Origin of the sequence: Bradyrhizobium iriomotense (genome assembly GCF_018129405.1) — a bacterium.
Classification (GTDB): Bacteria; Pseudomonadota; Alphaproteobacteria; order Rhizobiales; family Xanthobacteraceae; genus Bradyrhizobium; species Bradyrhizobium iriomotense_B.
Window position 1 is genome coordinate 682274 of the sequence record NZ_JAFCLP010000001.1, and the last position, 18702, is coordinate 700975.

19 protein-coding genes are annotated in these 18702 nt (G+C 64.6%); 2 read left to right on the forward strand and 17 right to left on the reverse strand.

The annotated features are described in order from the left end of the window. Position 1 precedes the first annotated feature (1 nt). The 15 genes from JQ592_RS02870 to JQ592_RS02940 all read right to left on the reverse strand — a co-directional run bounded on the left by JQ592_RS02870 (position 2) and on the right by JQ592_RS02940 (position 12933). Positions 2 to 1003: a quinone oxidoreductase family protein gene (locus JQ592_RS02870; RefSeq protein ID WP_211401394.1), complete on the reverse strand. Its 1002-nt coding sequence runs from the start codon at positions 1001 to 1003 to the stop codon at positions 2 to 4. A gap of 64 nt (positions 1004 to 1067) precedes the next feature. Next, the gene (paaK, locus tag JQ592_RS02875) at positions 1068 to 2399 is read right to left on the reverse strand and encodes a phenylacetate--CoA ligase PaaK (RefSeq protein WP_211401395.1); all 1332 of its coding nucleotides are present in this window, start codon (positions 2397 to 2399) and stop codon (positions 1068 to 1070) included. 38 nt (positions 2400 to 2437) lie between these two features. Then, entirely contained in the window at positions 2438 to 2887 is a 450-nt protein-coding gene (paaI, locus tag JQ592_RS02880; RefSeq protein WP_211401396.1) for a hydroxyphenylacetyl-CoA thioesterase PaaI, read from the reverse strand. Positions 2888 to 2942: 55 nt separating this feature from the next. Next, positions 2943 to 4025: a 1,2-phenylacetyl-CoA epoxidase subunit PaaE gene (gene paaE, locus JQ592_RS02885; protein ID WP_211401397.1), complete on the reverse strand. Its 1083-nt coding sequence runs from the start codon at positions 4023 to 4025 to the stop codon at positions 2943 to 2945. A 2-nt stretch (positions 4026 to 4027) separates the two neighbouring features. Next, positions 4028 to 4531, reverse strand: coding sequence for a 1,2-phenylacetyl-CoA epoxidase subunit PaaD (gene paaD / locus JQ592_RS02890; RefSeq protein ID WP_211401398.1), 504 nt, complete (start codon positions 4529 to 4531; stop codon positions 4028 to 4030). Continuing rightward, positions 4525 to 5301, reverse strand: a complete 777-nt coding sequence (gene paaC, locus JQ592_RS02895; protein WP_211401399.1) for a 1,2-phenylacetyl-CoA epoxidase subunit PaaC — start codon at positions 5299 to 5301, stop codon at positions 4525 to 4527. The genes paaD and paaC overlap by 7 nt, the downstream gene beginning before the upstream one ends. Next, positions 5301 to 5588 (reverse strand): 1,2-phenylacetyl-CoA epoxidase subunit PaaB, encoded by a 288-nt coding sequence (paaB, locus tag JQ592_RS02900; RefSeq protein ID WP_211401400.1) that lies wholly within the window; start codon positions 5586 to 5588, stop codon positions 5301 to 5303. Before paaB ends, paaC begins: the two co-directional genes overlap by 1 nt. A gap of 10 nt (positions 5589 to 5598) precedes the next feature. Further along, positions 5599 to 6591 (reverse strand): 1,2-phenylacetyl-CoA epoxidase subunit PaaA, encoded by a 993-nt coding sequence (paaA, locus tag JQ592_RS02905; RefSeq protein ID WP_211401401.1) that lies wholly within the window; start codon positions 6589 to 6591, stop codon positions 5599 to 5601. A 76-nt stretch (positions 6592 to 6667) separates the two neighbouring features. After that, positions 6668 to 7534, reverse strand: a complete 867-nt coding sequence (paaX, locus tag JQ592_RS02910) for a phenylacetic acid degradation operon negative regulatory protein PaaX (protein WP_211401402.1) — start codon at positions 7532 to 7534, stop codon at positions 6668 to 6670. Positions 7535 to 7746: 212 nt separating this feature from the next. Then, positions 7747 to 8517 carry an esterase/lipase family protein gene (locus JQ592_RS02915; protein WP_211401403.1) on the reverse strand — a complete coding sequence of 257 codons (771 nt, stop codon included), beginning with the start codon at positions 8515 to 8517 and terminating at the stop codon, positions 7747 to 7749. Positions 8518 to 8705: 188 nt separating this feature from the next. After that, positions 8706 to 9992: a DUF445 domain-containing protein gene (locus tag JQ592_RS02920; RefSeq protein WP_211401404.1), complete on the reverse strand. Its 1287-nt coding sequence runs from the start codon at positions 9990 to 9992 to the stop codon at positions 8706 to 8708. A gap of 196 nt (positions 9993 to 10188) precedes the next feature. Then, positions 10189 to 10641 (reverse strand): phasin, encoded by a 453-nt coding sequence (locus tag JQ592_RS02925; RefSeq protein ID WP_211401405.1) that lies wholly within the window; start codon positions 10639 to 10641, stop codon positions 10189 to 10191. A 239-nt stretch (positions 10642 to 10880) separates the two neighbouring features. Then, positions 10881 to 11474 carry a GNAT family N-acetyltransferase gene (locus JQ592_RS02930; RefSeq protein WP_211401406.1) on the reverse strand — a complete coding sequence of 198 codons (594 nt, stop codon included), beginning with the start codon at positions 11472 to 11474 and terminating at the stop codon, positions 10881 to 10883. Then, the gene (locus JQ592_RS02935; RefSeq protein WP_211401407.1) at positions 11471 to 12553 is read right to left on the reverse strand and encodes a PHA/PHB synthase family protein; all 1083 of its coding nucleotides are present in this window, start codon (positions 12551 to 12553) and stop codon (positions 11471 to 11473) included. The genes JQ592_RS02930 and JQ592_RS02935 overlap by 4 nt, the downstream gene beginning before the upstream one ends. After that, positions 12550 to 12933: a hypothetical protein gene (locus JQ592_RS02940; protein WP_211401752.1), complete on the reverse strand. Its 384-nt coding sequence runs from the start codon at positions 12931 to 12933 to the stop codon at positions 12550 to 12552. The genes JQ592_RS02935 and JQ592_RS02940 overlap by 4 nt, the downstream gene beginning before the upstream one ends. A gap of 161 nt (positions 12934 to 13094) precedes the next feature. On the opposite strand from JQ592_RS02940, the gene JQ592_RS02945 reads away from it, so the two are divergent. Both JQ592_RS02945 and JQ592_RS02950 read left to right on the forward strand, forming a co-directional pair. Continuing rightward, positions 13095 to 14009, forward strand: coding sequence for an alpha/beta fold hydrolase (locus tag JQ592_RS02945; protein ID WP_211401408.1), 915 nt, complete (start codon positions 13095 to 13097; stop codon positions 14007 to 14009). A gap of 128 nt (positions 14010 to 14137) precedes the next feature. Further along, entirely contained in the window at positions 14138 to 14602 is a 465-nt protein-coding gene (locus tag JQ592_RS02950) for a nuclear transport factor 2 family protein (RefSeq protein WP_211401409.1), read from the forward strand. Between the two features lie 106 nt (positions 14603 to 14708). Here JQ592_RS02950 and JQ592_RS02955 read toward each other — a convergent pair whose 3' ends face one another. Next, positions 14709 to 15383 carry a spermidine synthase gene (locus JQ592_RS02955; protein WP_211401410.1) on the reverse strand — a complete coding sequence of 225 codons (675 nt, stop codon included), beginning with the start codon at positions 15381 to 15383 and terminating at the stop codon, positions 14709 to 14711. Between the two features lie 30 nt (positions 15384 to 15413). Then, entirely contained in the window at positions 15414 to 18653 is a 3240-nt protein-coding gene (locus JQ592_RS02960) for a bifunctional cytochrome P450/NADPH--P450 reductase (RefSeq protein WP_211401411.1), read from the reverse strand. Positions 18654 to 18702 lie beyond the last annotated feature (49 nt).

Sequence of the window (18702 nt, forward strand, 5' to 3'; positions counted from 1 at the left end):
GTCACGGCTTCAGGATCACGCGATCGCGCGACGAGCCGGCGACGGCGACGTACGCCTCCTTAGCACGCTCGAGCGGATAGATCGCATTCGCCTTGATCGGGAACGGCTTCAGGTGCCCGCTCGCAAAGCCGGGGCCGAGGTCGCGCAACACCGCACCTGTCGCGACCGAGGACAGGCCGAGCGTATCGATGCCGACATAAGTGTGCTGCCCCCGATAGAATTCGAGGATGTTGAACTGCACGATGCGGTCGATCGCGGCGATCAGGATCTGGCGGCCGCGAAGTGCGAGCGACTTGTGCGCGGCCTGGAAATAGGGATCGCCGACCGTGTTGAAGACGATGTCGGCGCCCTTGCCGCCGGTCAGTTCGCGCACGCGCGCGGCGACGTCGATGGCGGAGGCGTCGACCACCTCGATCGGCGCGTTGGCGTGGCCTTCATAGGCTTCCGCCTTGCGCACCACGCCGATCACGCGCGCGCCCTGCCAGGTCGCGATCTGCACCGCGGCCTGACCGACCTTGCCGTTGACGCCGAACACCAGCACGGTCTCGCCGCTCTTCGGCACGCCGGCGCGGCGAAAGCCTTCCATCGCGGTGACGAAGGGCACGCCGATGCCAGCGGCCTCCTCCCAGGACACCGTCTTGGGCTTCTCCACGACCGCATCGGCCTCGACGACGAGATGGGTTGCGTGGGTGCCGTCGCGGCGGATGCCGAGATCGCCGGAGGAGCCGAACACTTCGCGCCCCATTGTGCCCGCGGGCCCGTCGATCACCACGCCGGCGTAGTCGCGGCCGGGGGTCCGGGGGAACACGGCATAGGGCATCAGCCCGGTCGCGGCCTTGACGTCGGAGGGATTGACGGCGGCGGCCTTCACTTCGATCAGGAGATCGTTCGGCCCGCGCGCAAGCGTCTGGCGCTCGACGCTAGGCGCAAGCGCAGCGGCGTTTTCAGCTTTGGCGTTGAGGCGCACACAGCGCGCTTCGACGGTTTTGGCATCGGCTGACATGAAAAGACCCGCGATTTCTCGCGGGCCTTGTCGCCTTTGGGGGCGGTCAAGTCAATCCGTCAAGTCAGTCCTTGGGCCGCTTGTCGTAGAGCCGCTTGGCCTTGCCGAGCGAGCGCTCCAGCGTGGCCGGCGCGACCACCTGGACCCTCGAACTGACGCCAATCGTATTCTTGATGTGGGTCGAGACCCGGTCGGCGTGGTCGAGGAGGCCCCTTCCGTCCCAGCTTTCGGGCCGCGCCTCGGCGATGATGGTCAGCTCGTCCATGCGGCCTTCGCGGGTGAGCTCGAGGATGAAATGGCCGCCGCACCAGTCGGTCGCCAGCAGCACCTCCTCGATCTGGGTCGGGAACAGATTGACGCCGCGCAGGATGATCATGTCGTCCGAGCGTCCCGTAACCTTCTCCATCCGCCGCATGCCCGGCCGCGCCGTGCCCGGCAGCAGCCGCGTCAGGTCGCGGGTGCGATAGCGGATCACCGGAAAAGCTTCCTTGGTGAGCGAAGTGAAGACCAGCTCGCCCTTCTCGCCATCCGGCAGCACTGCACCGGTCTCGGGATCGATCACTTCGGGATAGAAATGGTCTTCCCAGATATGCAGGCCGTCCTTGGTCTCGATGCACTCCTGCGCGACGCCGGGGCCGATCACCTCGGACAGGCCGTAGATGTCGGTCGCATCCATGTCGAAGGCGTCCTCGATCTCGCCGCGCATCGCGTTGGTCCAGGGCTCGGCGCCGAAGATGCCGACCTTGAGCGAGCATTGGCGGGGATCGAGCTTCTGGCGCTTGAACTCGTCGAGGATCGCCAGCATGTAGCTCGGCGTCACCGTGATGATGTCAGGCCGGAAATCATTGATGAGTTGCACCTGCCGCTCGGTCATGCCGCCGGAGATCGGCACCACCGTGCAGCCGAGCTTCTCGGCGCCGTAGTGCACCCCTAAGCCGCCGGTGAAGAGGCCATAGCCATAGGCATTGTGGATGATCATGCCGGTGCGGCCGCCGGCCGCGCGGATCGACCGCGACATCACCTCGGACCATGTGTCGATGTCGCGTTGGGTGTAGCCGACCACGATCGGCTTTCCGGTCGTGCCGGAGGAGGCATGCACGCGCACCAGTTTTTCGCGCGGCACGGCGAACATGTTGAAGGGATAGTTGTCGCGCAGGTCCGTCTTCACCGTGAACGGAAATTTTGCGAGATCGGAGAGCTCGCGAAAGTCGGACGGATGCACGCCGGCCTTGTCGAACGCCTTGCGGTAATGTGCGACATTGTCGTAGGCGTGCTTCAGCGACCAGGCCAGCCGCTCCTTCTGCAATGCCATGATCTCGTCACGCGACGCGCGCTCACGCGCGTCCATCTCGGCGCTATAGGCGCTGGCACCTTCCTTGAGCCTCGTCAGAGCCATCTTCGTTTCCCCACATTGGTTTGTTCTTTTCTTTAGTCTTATTGATCTTGTGCCGGCAGCCACGTGCCGGGAATGACGCGCGAATGCCCGCGGAATTCCGCGATGACGGTCTCACCCGCCGTGACACGTACGTCGTAGATGCCGGAACGGCCGCCGCGGGTGATCTCCCGCGCCTTCGCAACGAGTCGGTCGCCGAGCCTGCCGGGCTTGATGAAGGTGATCTGCCCTTGCGCCGCCACCACGCGCTCATTGTGCGAATTGCAGGCGAACGCGAAGGCGGAATCGGCGAGCGTAAAGATGAAGCCGCCATGGGCGATGCGCTGGCCGTTGACCATGTCCGGCCGCACCGTCATTGCGAGCGTCGCAAAACCCGGGCCGATCTCGACGATCTCCATGCCGAGACCCTTGGACGCATCGTCCTCGGCCCACATCGCATCGGCGCAGGCGCGGGCGATATCCTGAGGCGACAGGGCGGCTTTGACGTTCACGCGCTTCTCCCGGCCAATTGTTTGCTCATGATGTTCTGCTGGTTGGCCAAAACTGTCAAACGTGGTCGTAATCGACGACGACGCGTCCGGACGATGGCTTGGCCTGGCAGGTGAGGACGAAGCCAGCCTTGAGCTCCCACGGTTCCAGCGAATAGTTGATGTCCATCGGCGCCTCGCCCTCGACCAGCTTGGCGCGGCAGGTCGAGCACATGCCGCCCTTGCAGGCAAAGGGCAGATCGACCCCGGCGCGCAGCGCGGCATCGAGGATCGCCTCATCCTCGGCAACCGGCACGTCGCGGCGCTTGCCGTCGATGATCAGCGACGCGATCGCCTTCGGCGGCGCGTCGGGCGCAACGGCCTTCTTCGGGCGCGGCTTGCCGCCGAATTCGGAGACGAAGCGCTCGACATGGATGTTCTCGTCCACGATGCCGAGATCGCGGCAGGTCGCCTCGATCTCCTCGCTCATGCCAAGGGGACCACAGATGAAGACATGATCGACGCTTCCCGCCGGCACCAGCGAGCGCAGCAGCACCCTGACCTTCTCGCCGTCGAGCCGGCCGTGCAGGATCGGAATGTCCTGCTCTTCGCCGGAGATGACGTGGAAGATCGAGAGGCGATCGATGAACCGGTCCTTCAGCTCCTCGAGCGCTTCGAGGAACATGATGTTGTCGGTGGTGCGGTTGCCGTAGAACAGGAAGAACCGACTGTCCGGCTCACGCGCCAGCACGCCCTTCACGATCGACAGGATCGGCGTGATGCCGGAGCCCGCGGCGAAGCCAACATGAATCCGCGCGCGATCTGCCGGTGGGACGACGCCGAAGCGGCCCGTTGGCGTCATCACATCCAGCTCGTCGCCGCATTTGAGATCTTCGGCCGCCCAGCTCGAAAACGCGCCGCCATCGACCTTCTTCACGGCGATGCGGATCTCGCCATCGTCGGGACCGGAACAGATCGAATAGGAGCGGCGCACCTCCTCACCGTCGAGCGTGGTGCGCAGCGTCAGATACTGGCCGGGCGTGAAGGCGTAGTCGCCGGCGAGCTCGCCGGGAATGGCAAACGTCATCGAGATGGCGTCGGACGCCTCACGGCGGAGGTCGCTGACGGCCAGGCGGTGGAAGCGCGGTGCGGCTGCGGACATGGTCAATGACACTTGAAGTAATCAAAGGGTTCGCGGCAGGACTTGCAGCGCCACAGCGCCTTGCAGGAGGTCGAGCCGAATTCGGACAACAGCTCGGTCTTGTCGGAGCCGCATTGCGGGCACGCAACGGCCTGCTCGCCGAACAGCGCACGGCGCGAGCTCGAGGCTTGCGGCGGCACGATGCCGTAGGCGCGCAGCTTCTCGCGCCCCTCCTCGCTCATCCAGTCGGTGGTCCAGGCCGGCGACAGCACGGTTCGCACCTTCGGATGATGGAAACCAGCGCGCTCCAGCGCGATCTCGATTTCGAGCGCAATCATGTTCATGGCCGGGCAGCCCGAATAGGTCGGGGTAATCGCGACTTCGACATGGCCGCCGTCGAGAACGACATCACGCAGCACGCCGAGATCGGCAATGCTCAGCACCGGGATTTCCGGATCGACCACGCTCGCGGCGACATCCCAGGCGCGCTGGCGCAGCACGGCGTTGTCATTGACGACCGTCACCATGTCAGCCCCGGAAAAGTTCGCTGCATCGATTGCAGCTCCGACAAGAGATGGCCGAGATGCTCGCTGTGGCGACCGGAGCGGCCGCCCTGCTGCATCCAGTCATTCTGCGGCAGCTTGAGCGTGGCCTCACCGATGACGTCCGAAAGCGTCGTCAGCCAGCGGCCGCGCAAGGCGCCGGGATCGATGGCAATGCCGGCATGGATCAGGGCGCGCTCGCCGTCGTCGACGGCAAACATCTCGCCGGTATAGGCCCAGAGATGATCGATCGCTCCTTGCGCGCGGGCGTGGCTCTCGTCCGTGCCATCGCCGAGCCGGATGATCCATTCCGAGGCATGGCGCAGATGATAGGCGCTCTCCTTCTCCGACTTGGCGGCAATCGCCGCCAGCGTCGCATCGCGCGAATTCAGCATCGCACGCCAGTAGAGATCGGCGAAGGCGGAATAGAAGAACTGTCGCACCAGGGTCTGGGCGAAGTCGCCGTTGGGCTGCTCGACCAGCAACAGATTGCGGTACTGGCGCACGTCGCGCAAATAGGCGAGCTTGTCCTCGTCGTTGTCCCTGCCTTCGGCCTTGGCGGCGTAGGTGTAGAGCTCGCGCGCCTGGCCGATCAGGTCGAGCGCGATGTTGGAGAGCGCCATGTCCTCTTCCAGCATCGGCGCATGCCCGCACCATTCCGATAGCCTGTGACCGAGGATCAGCGCATCGTCGGCGCGGCGCAGCGCGTAGAGCACCAGCGGCGTTTCGGAGACCTGGATGTTGGCCACGAGCATCACATGTGCCCCACTTCTTCCGGCACTTCGTAGAACGTCGGATGGCGGTAGATCTTGGATTCCGCCGGCTCGAACATCATGCCCTTCTCGGCGGGATCGCTCGCGGTGATCGCGGTGGACGGCACGACCCAGATCGACAGGCCCTCGCCGCGGCGGGTGTAGATGTCGCGGGCAGCCTGCAGCGCCATGGTCGTGTCGCTCGCATGCAGTGATCCCACATGCTTGTGCGCGAGCCCGTTGCGGCTGCGAATGAAGACTTCCCACAGCGGCGTGTTCGGCGTGGCCATATTGATCTCCCTATTCCGCGGCTTGCGCGGTCTGGCGCTGAGCGCGCTTGGCGGCATAGCTAGCTGCCGCCTCGCGCACCCAGGCGCCCTCATCATGGGCCTTGCGGCGCGCGGCCATGCGGTCGCGGTTGCAGGGGCCGTTACCGGCAAGCACCTGCTTGAACTCGGTCCAGTCGATCTCGCTGTAGCGCCAGTGCCCGTCGGTGTCCTGCGTCATGCCGGAATCGGGAATGGTGAGGCCGAGATATTGCGCCTGCGGCACGGTGGCATCGACGAATTTCTGGCGCAGCTCGTCATTGGAGAAGCGCTTGATCTTCCACTTGGTCGAGGTGTCGCTGTGCTGGCTCGTCGCATCGGGCGGGCCGAACATCATCAGCACCGGCCACCACCAGCGATTCAGCGCGTCCTGTGCCATCGCCTTCTGCTCGTCCGAGCCGCGGCACAGCGTCAGCATGATCTCGTAGCCCTGGCGCTGGTGGAAAGACTCCTCCTTGCAGACGCGGATCATCGCGCGCGCATAGGGACCGTAGGAGCAGCGGCACAGCGGGATCTGGTTCATGATCGCGGCGCCGTCGACCAGCCAGCCAATCGTGCCGATGTCGGCCCAGGTCAGCGTCGGATAATTGAAGATCGAGGAGTACTTTGCTTTCCCCGCGAGCATCGCGTCGACCAACTCCTCGCGCGAGGAGCCGAGCGTCTCGGCGGCGGCGTAAAGATAGAGCCCGTGGCCGCACTCGTCCTGCACCTTGGCGAGCAGCGCGGCCTTGCGGCGCAAGGTCGGCGCGCGCGTGATCCAGTTGCCCTCGGGCAGCATGCCGACGATTTCGGAGTGCGCGTGCTGGGAGATCTGGCGGGTGAGCGTCTTGCGATAGGCCGCCGGCATCCAGTCGTTCGGCTCGATGCGCTCCTCGGCATCGATGCGGGCCTGGAACTGCGCAGCTTTGCCTGCGTCCTCCAGACCGCGATCATCGGTCTCGGCCGTGTTCAGCGCCTGGGTATACATGCGCGTCCTCCCATTTTATTGGGAGGCAATATATAACAAAAATTACGTCATGCAAGATATTTCTGTAACATAAAGATCAGGCGCCGAACCTCCGTTCCAGCAGCTTTCGCGCCGGTGGCAGCGATCCCTTTTCATTGGTTCCATGGCCATCAAGCCATTGCTCCGACGAGGCAAGCAGCGCACGATAGATCTCGCCGCAGAGCGCGCGGGCCGCCCTGCCCGGCCAGTCCGCCGGAAGCAGACTCTCCGGCAGCAGCGGATCGCGCAGCACGACGCGGCGATAGTAGTGGATCAGCAGAATGCGCGCGGTGAAGGCGTCGGCATCGGACAGATCCGTCCCGCGCGCGATCGCGGCACGGAGCGGCTCGAACGTCTTCATGAACTTCAGATAGGCGTCGGCGGTGCGATCCAGCGGCCAGCTCGCGCTGAGGAGACGCCGGCCGCTGTCGTCCTCCGCGGAGACCTCGAGACGGATCGCGCCTGCAGCCTCGTCCGGCACCGGCACGCCTGACGGTGCGACCCACACACCCGGCAGCGGACTGCCGAAGCCGGCATTGCGCAGCGCCTCGCGCGAGGCGTCGCGGTCCTCGCCATTGCCGATCAGCAGCAGCTCGAAGCGCCCGGTCCAGTCCGAGGGCGGCGGATCGTAGATGTGGCGCGTGGCTGCTTCGAAGGTCTGGCGGCCCTTGTCGGCCAAGCGATAGAAACTGTTTCGCCCGACCTTTTCGCGCGTCAGCCAGCCGTCGGCAGCAAGGCGCGACATCGCGGTGCGCACGACGCCGCTGTCGATATCCAGGCTTTCGAAGAATTCCAGCAGCGTGCCAAGCCATACGGAGCCGCCGCGCGGCACGATGGCGTCGCCGAATACGGTAATGACGATGGAGCCGGTGCGCGAGGGCTCGCGCTTGAGCTGGTCGATGATGCGGGAAAGCGGATGCGCCATGCGCGAGGCATAGCGCGTTTGATGCGGGCGCGACAATGGACGGGAGCGACGCCTCTTCTCCTTCTCCCCGCTTGCGGGGAGAAGGTCGGGATGAGGGGGAGCCTCCGCGCGTTCGGTGAGAGTTGGACTCGTGGAGACTCCCCCCTCACCCGGATCGCATCTCCGATGCGATCCGACCTCTCCCCGCAAGCGGGGCGAGGTGAAGAGGAGCGCTACCGATGCGGGTCGGGATAGGCGAGGCTGCGCCAGCCGCTGCGGTCGAAGGGGCGCCACTGGCCTTCCTTCTGCGCAAGCCGGTCGGTGACCGCATAGACCGCGGCGGGATGATGGCCCATGCCGCAATGGCTGCTCTCGATCTCGATGCTCTCGGTCTGCGCGCCCGACTTCTCCATGCAGCCCTGCCAGGCGCAGACGCCGTCGGTGCGGCTGAAGATGGCGGTGGTCGGCACCGGCGGCGGGACGGCGAGCTCGCCGCCGAATCGCGGATCGACCTCGTCGGCCTTGCGGCCGCTCGCCCATTCATAGACCCGCCAGGCATTGGTCGAACGGGGATCGCCCGCGAAGGGGCTGCCGAGCGTGATGACCTGGCGCACGCGCTCGGGCATCATCTTGGCGAGCTGGCGCGCATAGAGGCCGCCGAGGCTCCAGCCAACCAAACTGATCTTGCGGCCGTGGGTGTCGTTGAGCTCCTCAACCAGATCGACCATCGCGTGCTGCACGCCGGGGCGCAGGCCGTAATTGCGCCCCTGGCGCCAGCCGCTCACCACGTAGCCCTTGCCGGTCAGAAAGGTACGCAGCGCGCGCGTCGACGCGTCAGAGGCCACGAGGCCCGGCAGCACCAGCACCGGATGCCCGTCGCCGCGCGGCGCGAGGCTGAGGAGCGGCAGCGCGCCGAGGAACGCGCCGAACTCGTGGATCGCGCGCCCTTCCAGAAACATCAAAGTGCGGGATGGCGGACGCAGCGTCTGGGCAGTAGCGGTCATCAAGATTTCCCCTGGAGAAGCGCCGGCTGCGATGCCGGCAAATGGGCATGAATTCCAATACGCCGGCTTCTTGAACGTTCCGCAGCGCAACATGAATCAGCTAGGCGGCCGGTTCCGGATATTCAAGCGGGAGAGATGCGGGGCGACAATAGGCTCGCGCATTAATGCTAACGGCCGTGACGCAAAAGTCACAACAAACGAAGCAGGAATTCTACAGAGTAGAGCGCAAGTCCGGCGAGGCCGCCGATCAGCGAGCCGTTGAAGCGGATGTATTGCAGGTCGCGCCCGATGTTGATTTCGATCAGCGAAATCAGCTGCGTCATATTCCACGCCTTGACCTGGTCGGAGATGAAGGTGGAGACACCGCTCTTCTGGTCGGCGACGAAACTGCGCAGCACCGTCACCAGGCCCTTGTTGATCTCGCCCCGCAGTTCGGCATCGCCGGCGAGCGCCTCGCCCGCGGAGACGAACATACCTGCGAGATGATGCTGCAGCACCTGCGTCTCGCCGCTCGCACTGCGCTCGATGAAGGTGCGCGTGTTGGCCCAGACGGTGCGGGCAAGATCGGCAAGCTCCGGCCGCGCAAGCAGGTCGCGCTTCAGGCCGTCGATGCGGTCGATATAGGCCTGGTCGGTTCCAAGCCGGTCGACGAAGCTCAGCACCATGCGGTCGAACTCGCCGCGGAACGGATGCTTGGGATCGCTGCGCACCTCGTTGAAGAATGCGGTGGCCGAGGCCACGATCTTGTTCACCAGAAACTTGTCGGCGCGATAGAGATTGAGCAGGGTCGGCAACTCCGCGCGCACCTTGTCGCGGATCATCGCCATCGTCTCTTTCTGGTTCAGCGTCTCGTGCATCACGCGCAGGAGATCGTCGAACAGGATCTGGTGCCGTCCCTCCGCAACGAAGCCGCGCAGCGTGCCGGCCGCGAGCGGAGCGAGATCGATCGCCTGGAGCTGCGAGGACATGCGGCGGATGATGAAGGTCATCAGGCCGGAGCTTTCCGTCGCCGACACGGCCTCCGGCAACAGACGCAGCGCGAAGCGCGCAAGGTCATCGCTGCGCTTGCGGTCGCGCAGCCAGTCGGCAACGAAGGAGCCGAAATCGATCTCATTCAGCTTGGCCTCGACGGGACCCGCCTCGAGGAAATGCACCTGGATGAATTCGCCGAGCTTGTCGGCGATGCGGGCCTGGTTGCTCTGGATGATCGCGGTGTGCGGGATCGGCAGGCCGAGCGGCCGCTTGAAGAGCGCCACCACCGCATACCAGTCGGCGAGGCCACCGATGGTGGCGGCTTCCGCGAAGGCTGCGATGAAGCCGAACACGGGATGCACGGGCAACAGCCATTTCGCGACGATGAACAGTGCCAGCGTCGAGGCCAGCACGAGCGTCGCCAGCGCTTTCACGCGGCGCAGTTCGGCCGCACGTTCGGCATCGCCGGGGGTGTCGAAGGAGAAGGTGGCGGGTGCGTTCATGATAAAATCTAGAGTACGTCATTCCGGGGCGGTCCGCAGGACCGAACTATGGTGCGCAATTGCGCACCTGAGAATCTCGAGATTCCGGGTTCGATGCTTCGCATCGCCCCGGAATGACGGTCACAATGACGGTAGCGCAAAAAACAAAGGCCCGCCGAAGCGGGCCTCAAATTCAGTTTCTACTCAGGCCGCAAAATCAGGCGGTCTTGTAGACCTTGGCAAAGTTGTCCTGAGCGGACTTCGCACCGTTGGCGGCGAGCTTGCCGAGATAGTCGGCGGTCGCCTTGGCGCGCGAGACGAACGCTTCGCCGCGGGCGCGGAGCAGGCTCGACTGGATCTCGACGGCTTCGCTGACCGACTTGGCGGAAGCGAGCTTGTCGATACCCGAGAAGAACGCCTCGGCGTCCTCGTAGATCGCCTGCTGGATGTTGCGGCTGATCTTGCCGGCCTCGGTGACGGACTCGGTCACCGCGTTCTCGACGGCGGCGGTCACCCGCTCGGAGCCAGCGAACACCTCGGCAGCACGGTCCTTGGCGGTGTTGGCGGTCTTCTTGACGAATTCGCGGGCGGCCTCGGGAACTTCCAGGTTCTGGATGTTCTTGAAAGCGTCCTTGAAGCCCTCGAAAGCGGTGTTGGTTTCAGTGGTCATGGGGTTCTCTCCATCCTCATTGATCTGAGCTATGGGCTCACCCCGTCCGCATTGGCCCGGGGCACGGCTTATATGGCACGGTTAATTGTGCGATGCAATATTCGTATTGCACTGCGATATCACGAAATCGTGAACGCCTTAACGGGAGGCATCCTGATGCCTCCCTAGCCAAGCGCCCCGCGGATCGACCCGATCCGGACCTAATGCTTGATCGGCGCTCCTAGTGCTGGACGGCTCTCTTAGTGCTGGACGGCGCCCGGCAGCCCGTAAGCCTCCATCTGAGCCTGAACCTGCGCGATGTTGTGGCCGAGCACGACGATGTCGTGGGTCTTGCCGCCGACGTCCCGGACATGGTCGCGCAGCAGTGCTTCGGCCTTGAAGCCGAGGCTCTCGAACAGTGCAATCGCCGCCTGCTGGTCGACGGTCATCTGCACCGAGAGCTTTTCCAGGCCCGCGCCGAGTGCGAGGGCAAAGGTCTCCTGCGACAGCGCCTTGCCCACGCCCTTGCCGCGCACGTCGGGCGACACCACCATGCGGATCTCACCGACATGGGGCGACCAGGAGTGCGGATCGCGCACCAGCGTGCCGCAGCCGACGACCCTGCCCTCTCTCACCGCGAGCAGACTCTGAATCGCGCCGCGCTCGATCTCCTTGACCCAGGCCGACAGCACCTTCGGCTCGCTGATGTTTCGCGGCAGAAACAACAGGTCATGGGTCGGCAGGCCCTTGCCGAAGGCCAGCACGGCGGCTTCGTCCGCGGGCGACATCAGGCGGATCTCGATATCGCCGGCGTCGGTCTTGACGTGGCGCGGATAGGAACGCTGCTCGCTCATGTCGATCTCTTCCCCAGCCAGGAATCCAGTTTCGGCCACAGTCGCTTCACCGCGTTGGCGCCGGCGACGAGCGAGACGTGACCGCCCTTCAGCATCACCTCTTCCTTGTCCGCCGAGCCGATCTTGGCGATCAGGTGTTTTGCGGCGTCATAGGGCACGATGTGGTCGTGCTCGGCGACCGCATGCAGGATCGGCACCGTGATGTTCTCGAGCTTGGCCGCACGGCCGCCGACCGACATGGTGTCGTTGAACAGCTTGTTGTCCCACATCAGGTCCTTGGTGATAGTGCGAAAGTACTCGCCGGCGAGCGGCAGCGTGTCGGTCGCCCAGCGGTCGAACATCCGATACGACTTCACGAACTCGTCGTTCCAGATGTTTTCCCAGAGCTGGATCTGGCTCACCGTGCGCGAGGCCGGCCGCAGCATCTCGAACGAGGACAGGATCATCTCAGGCGGGACGTTGCCGACGCTGTCGACGAGGTGGTCGACGTCGAAATAGCGGCGGTCGGAGAAATTCGAGAACAGCTTCATCTCGCGGAAATCGATCGGCGTGGTGAAGCAGATCAGGTTTTTCATCGGCCCGTCCTTGTGGATAGAGCCGTAGAGCAGCGACAGCACCCCTCCGAAGCAATAGCCGATCACGGAAACGTCCTGCTCGCCGGAATCGGCCTGCACACGGCGGACGCAATCCGGGATGAAGTCGAGGACATAGTCCTCCATCCGCAGGCTCTTCTCCTCCGGCCGCGGCGCGCTCCAGTCGAGCATGTAGACGTCATAGCCGCGCTTCAGCAGGAACTCGATGAAGCTCTGGCCGGGCACGAGGTCGAGAATGTAGCCGCGGTTGGTGGTCGCCATCACGATCAGCACCGGCACGCGGTAGATCTCATCCGACATCGGACGATAGTGATAGAGGCTCATGGTGCCGCGCGAATGCAGCACGTCCTTGGGCGTCGATCCAAGCGTTGGGCCGGAGGTCGAAAAATATTCGACGCCCTTGATGCTGCGCTGGATGGCGCGCTGCACCTCGGACTGGATGCGTTCCGGGATGGATGCGAAATCAAGTCCCGCAGGCGCGTTCATGTCTGTCCTCCGTTTTCGGAGGGCGGACGCTTGGTGCGCGGCGGCCGCGGCGCAGCATCGAGGCTTTGCGGGATTCCGGAACTTGCCGCAATCTGGCTCAGCATCGACTTCATCTCACTGACCTGGGCCTCGATGGACTGCAGCCGTTCCGCAAGCGCCGTCACCTGCTCCCGGCTCGGCAGATGCATCGCAACGAGATATTTCTCCATGAGCTCGCCGAGCTGCTTCTGAGCACCTGCAGCAACGCCGCCCGCCCGGTTCAGCGCTTGCGAAAACTCTGGCGACGACATGGCCTGGTTGGCGAAGGAGTTGAACCCCTTCTCCATCTCCCCCATCATCTTCTGCCACATGGCGACCGGGTCATTGGTCTTGTCGGTCATCGGCGTCCTCCTAGTATCGAGAGCTGCGATGCCCTTCTTTTTCGCCATACCACACCGTTGCGCGGGGCCGGTCAACCGGCAAGCGGCGGGCGCGGTGTCGCGCACGCGCTTCTTTGCGGCGGCAAACCGTGCGATACAGCATCGATCAGCAGGAGGGACCCGTGACCGTCCATCAGCCGCCCCAGACCGTCCGCGCCAACGGCATCGACATCTGTTACGAGATCTTCGGTAACGACAACGCCGAGCCGCTGCTGCTGATCATGGGCCTGGGCGCGCAGATGATCCATTGGGACGATGGGTTCTGCGAGCAGCTCGCCGCGCGCGGCTTCCGCGTGATCCGCTTTGACAATCGCGACATCGGCAAGTCGAGCCATCTCACCGGCGGCAAGCGGCTAACGCCGCTCGAGCTGCTGAAGCTCCGCTTCCTCCGGATTCCCGTGGCCGCAACCTACAAGCTGATCGACATGGCCAGGGACACGGTCGGCCTGATGGATGCGCTCGGCATCAAGTCCGCGCATCTGGTCGGGGCATCCATGGGCGGCATGATCGCCCAGGAGATGACGCTGTCGTTTCCGCAGCGCGTACGCTCGCTGACCTCGATCATGTCGACCACGGGCAATCCGCGCATACCGCCGCCGACACGTGAGGCCGCGGCGATGCTGATGGCGCCGCCGCCGCGCAGCAAGGAGGAGTTCATCGTCCGCTTCGGCCAGACCTGGAAGGTGCTGCGCGCAGGGTCGTTTCCGGAAGAGGAAGCGCTCGACCCAGGCCGCGCCGAGCGCGTGTTCGCGCGCGGGCTCAATCCGGCCGGCGTCGGCCGCCAGCTCCGCGCCGTGCTCGCCTCCGGCAGCCGCAAGGAGCGGCTGCACGCCGTGAAGGCACCGACGCTCGTCATTCACGGCACCGTCGATCCGCTGGTCCATCCCGAAGGCGGCAAGGACACGGCGGCGTCAATCCCGAACGCAAAGCTGTTGATGATCCCAGGCATGGGCCACGCATTGCCGATGCGCTTCTGGCCGGAGATCATCGGCGCCATCGACAAGCACGCACATGGCGCGGCAATGCGGGCAGCCTAGACCGTCGCGGGCGGTCTCTCCGCGGTGACCATGTGAGCTGCCGGTTACTCTCTTAACGGGAGCCGGTACGAAAGCTATACAGGCCTCCCTCAATCGCAAGACAGAGGCTGCGGCCTCTCGGAGCTCACATGCATCCCATCGTCCGATCGGCGGCAACGATCGCCGCTTCCATTCTCATGCTATCTCTCGGCAACGGCGCCGCGATGGCCGCCAGCGCGCAGGAAGAAGCCAACCGCACCGCCGTGCTTGCCTTCTACGAGAAGGGCCTCAATCAGAAGGACGCGGATGCAGCCATCGCCTATATCGGCAATCGCTATGTGCAGCACAATCCAAATGCGGCAGATGGTCCAGACGGCTTCCGGAAGTTCATCGGCTTCCTTCGTGAAAAATTTCCGAACTCGAACAGTGAGATCAAGCGCAGCTTCGTGGATGGCGACTACGTCATCCTGCACGTCCACTCCGTTCGCGAGCCCGGCACCAGGGGCCGTGCGATCGTGGATATCTTCAAGCTGGAAAACGGCAAGATCGTCGAACACTGGGACGTCGTTCAGGAGATTCCCGAAAATCCCGCGAACGGCAACACGATGTTCTAGCCGGAGATGTAGCCCGGATGGAGCGCAGCGTAGTCCGGGATCATTCTTGCGTGCGGATCGACCACCCCGGATTGCGCTACGCTCCATCCGGGCTACAAACAGCCACCTAGCTCTTCCTTGCGATCCAGATCACGTGACGCGCGCCGCCGCCTCTGCCGGTGGCCCGGACGTTGACTTCGTTGACCTCGAAGCCGGCCGTCCGCAGGCGCCTGGTGAACGCTGGGTTGGGTCCCGAGGACCAGACGGCCAGCACACCGCCCGGCCGCAACGCCGTCATGGCCGCCTTTAGCCCGCCCGCACTATAGAGCGCGTCATTGCCCTTCCGGGTCAGCCCCTGCGGCCCGTTGTCGACGTCGAGCAGAATGGCGTCGAACACCGACCGCTGCGCCCGGATGATTTCGCCGACGTCAGTCTCCCGGATTTTGACACGGGGATCATCGAGACTATCGCCGAAGACCTCCGCCATCGGTCCGCGTGCCCAGGTGACAACGGCGGGCACCAGTTCGGAGACCACGATCTTCGCCTTATCTCCGAGCACGGCCAGCGCCGCGCGTAGCGTAAAACCCATGCCGAGGCCGCCGATGAGAACGGCGGGCTTTGCGACCTTCTCGATCTGCTTTGCCGCGAGCGTCGCCAGCGCCGCTTCGGAGCCCGACAGGCGGCTGTTCATCAGCTCGTTGGTGCCGAGCTTGATGGAGAACTCCTTGCCCCGTCGCATCAGGCGGAGCTCTTCGTCGGAGCCGGGGATTTTGGCTGTGTCGATCTTTTCCCAGGGAATCATGGGAATGCTTTAGCACGACCGGACGAACAATCACCCACCCGCCCAGACGTCGAGCACGTACCGGTTCTTCGTCCCCATCTCCTCGATCCAGCGTGCGCTGGCGGCGGCATCGCTGCCGCTCTTCTCGCCATGGATCGCGACGAGCGCGGCCTTCACGTCGGGCTCCATTTTCCCGCCATCGCCGCAGACATAGATAATGGCGCCCTGCTCGATCAGCGGCCACACCCTGTCCTTCTGCGCGGCCAGCACATGCTGCACATAGGTCTTCGGTCCGTCCGCGCGCGAGAACGCCGTGAACAGCTCGGCGATGCCGGCGCCCGCCAGCGCCTTCAGCTCGTCCGCGTAGAGAAAATCCTGATCGGGATGGCGGCAGCCGAAGAACAGCATGGCCGGGCCGAGCGTGGTCCCTTTCGCCTTGCGCGCCGCGCGCTCCTGGAGGAAGCCGCGGAATGGCGCAAGTCCCGTGCCCGGACCGATCATGATGATCGGCACGGATGGATCATCGGGCAGCCGAAAGCCCGCCTTGGTCTCGCGCACGGTGGCATAGACCGTATCGCCCGCGCGGCGATTGGCGAGATAGTTCGAGCAGATGCCTTTGTAGATGCCGCGTCCCGAGGCGGCCGGGCCCCCGACCACGCCGACCGTGACGCTGCATCGCGCCGGGTCGACCGACGGCGAGGACGAGATCGAGTAATAGCGCGGCGCCAGCAGCGAGAGCATTTCCAGATAGACGTGGAACGGCAATTCGCAGGCGGGATATTCGAGCAGCAGGTCGAACACCGATTTGCGCCTGGTCAGGATCTCGGTGCGGTAACGCTCAAGCGGCTCCGCCTCCTCGCCGACGAAGCCCAGCAGCTTCGGCTTGGTGACGGGGCAGCGGGTGTGATCGGCCATGATCTGGATCTGCTTGCGGGTCGCTACCTGCTGCAGCTCGACGAACTCGCTGAGCAGGCGGCCGACCGACACGGCCTCGCCGACCGGCAATTGCGCGCGGCGCCCTTCGGCGACCTGCAGCCTGATCTGGTCGGCCGGCAGGAACCCGAAACGGCGAGCGACCGAATCCACCAATGTCGGATCGTTGCGCGGGACGACGCTCAAGTGATCGCCGACCCGATAGGTGAGGTTGGCAGGCAGCTGCACCTCGATGTGACGGGTCGAGCGCTCCGACGGATTTGGCCCGGACTTGTTCTGGAGCTCGTCATTGACCAGCACCTTCATCGCCACCGCGCCCCCCTGGGCGACGATGGTGTTGACGGCAGTCACCGCCACCGGCTGGATGGCATAGAGCGGATCGTCCTCCGCCGTGCGGGTGAAATTCCAGTCGATGCCGAATTCCTTGGTCGCGACCTGGGCAGCCGCCGGGAACCATTTCTGGAACTGACCGTCGAGATCGCTGCGCGCATCGCCCTCGCCGCGCGGATAGACCGCGCGCGCACCGTGCTTCGACAATTGCTCGTCGATGAAGCGCGGCACCGATTGATAGGTCGCCGCCCAATCGCTGTTGCCGCAGCCGAACACGGCGTAGCGCACGCCGGCAAAGGCGTCCTTCGGCAGGTCGTCACCGAGCCATTTGACGAACTGCGTCGCATTGTCGGGCGGTGCGCCGTTATAGGAGGCACAGATGATGAGCACGCCGCCCTCCTGCGGCAGCTTGCCGACGTAATCGTCGAGCGGGCCGAGATGCACGGCAAAGCCGTTGATCTCGGCAAGGTCCGCCATGCGCGTCGCAAGCTCCTCCGCGGTGCCGAGATTGGAGCCGTAGAGCACCAGCATCGGCGTGTTGTGACCGGGCCGCGTGGTGGGCTGGCGCTGCGCCTTCGGCGCCGAGGACGCAGCCGCAACGGGCCCCCCATAGGCGCCGCGCTCGCGATCGGCGCGCGGACGCACCTTGATCTTGAAACCTTCCGGCTTGATGGTCAGCGTTTCCTTCAGGTGCATCTGGTAGCGCTGGTGGTCGATCAGCTTGAAGCGCTGCAGGATCATGCCGAGCGCGAGCGCCGCCTCGTGCATGGCAAAGCCGCGGCCGATGCAGGCACGCTGGCCGTTGCCGAACGGCTTCCAGGCATTGATCGGCCGTTTTGCCTCGGCCTCGCGGCTGAAATTCTCGGGATCGAAGGCGTCGGGATTGGGACCCCACACGCGGGGATCACGATGCAGCGCCGTCACCAGGATGGTGACGAACGTGCCCTTCCTGAGCTTGTACCTGCCGCCCCCGATGGTCTCGTCGTTCAGCGGCGAGATGCCATAGGCCGGCGCAGGCGGCCACAGCCGCAGCGCCTCTTTCAGGATCTGCGTGATGTAGGTGAGCTGCGTCACCTGCTGGTAGGTCGGCTTCGCATTGACGTCGGGGCCGAAGACGCGGTCGACCTCGTCATAGGCCTTCTTGAGGATGTCCGGATGCTTGAGCAGCGCATAGAGCGTGTAGGACAACAGGCCGCTGGTGGTCTCGTGCCCCGCGATCAGGAACGTGTTGATCTGGTAGCGGATGTTGACGTCGTCGAGCTGCTCGCCGGTCGAGCGGTCGACGCCGGTCATCATCGCGGCGAGCATGTCCTTCTTGTCGTCGATCCCTTCAGCGCTCTTGCGGCGTTCGGCGATGATCTCGTCGACCATCTTGTTCATGAAGGCGACGTCTTCGGCGAGCGTCTTGCGACGCTTCTGCATCCAGAGCTGCTCGAACGGCAGGCCGCGCGTCATCATGATGGTTTCGAGCGAGCGCACAAGCGACTCGACGAAAGGATGGTAGTCGCGCCGGTAGAAGGAGTTGAAGCGGTAGTCGAAGCCGCACAAGCCGATCGTATCAAGCGTCAGCGCCGTCATGTCATGGACGACGTCGATCTCGTCGTCGGCGTTGAGCCGCTCCCATTTCTGCACGAGCTGCTCGGCGATGTCGACCATGCTCGGGTGATAGGACTGCATGGCGCGGTTGCCGAACGGCTGGAGCAGGATGTTGTGTGCCTTGCTCCAGTTCGGTTCCCTTGTGTCGGCTGTGAACAGGCCGTCGCCGCCGACCGCGCGCACGCGCCGCAGCGCGCCGCGCACCGTCTTGTCGAAGCGCTTCTCGTCGGAGAGCTCGTCCACGAGATCGTGGCCGGAGACGATGACGATCGGCGAGCCCATCATGTCGAGCCAGAAGATCGGACCGAGCTCCTTGGCGAGCCGCGTCAGGTGCTGTACGGGCGCGGCCGGGTCCAGCGACAGCATGTTGCCGACCACCGGCTTGGTCGGCGGGTGCGGGATCGGGTCCAGACGATTCTTGGATGACGACATTAAATGCGCTTCCCCCTGCATCGATCAGTCACCTCGTCATTGCGAGGAG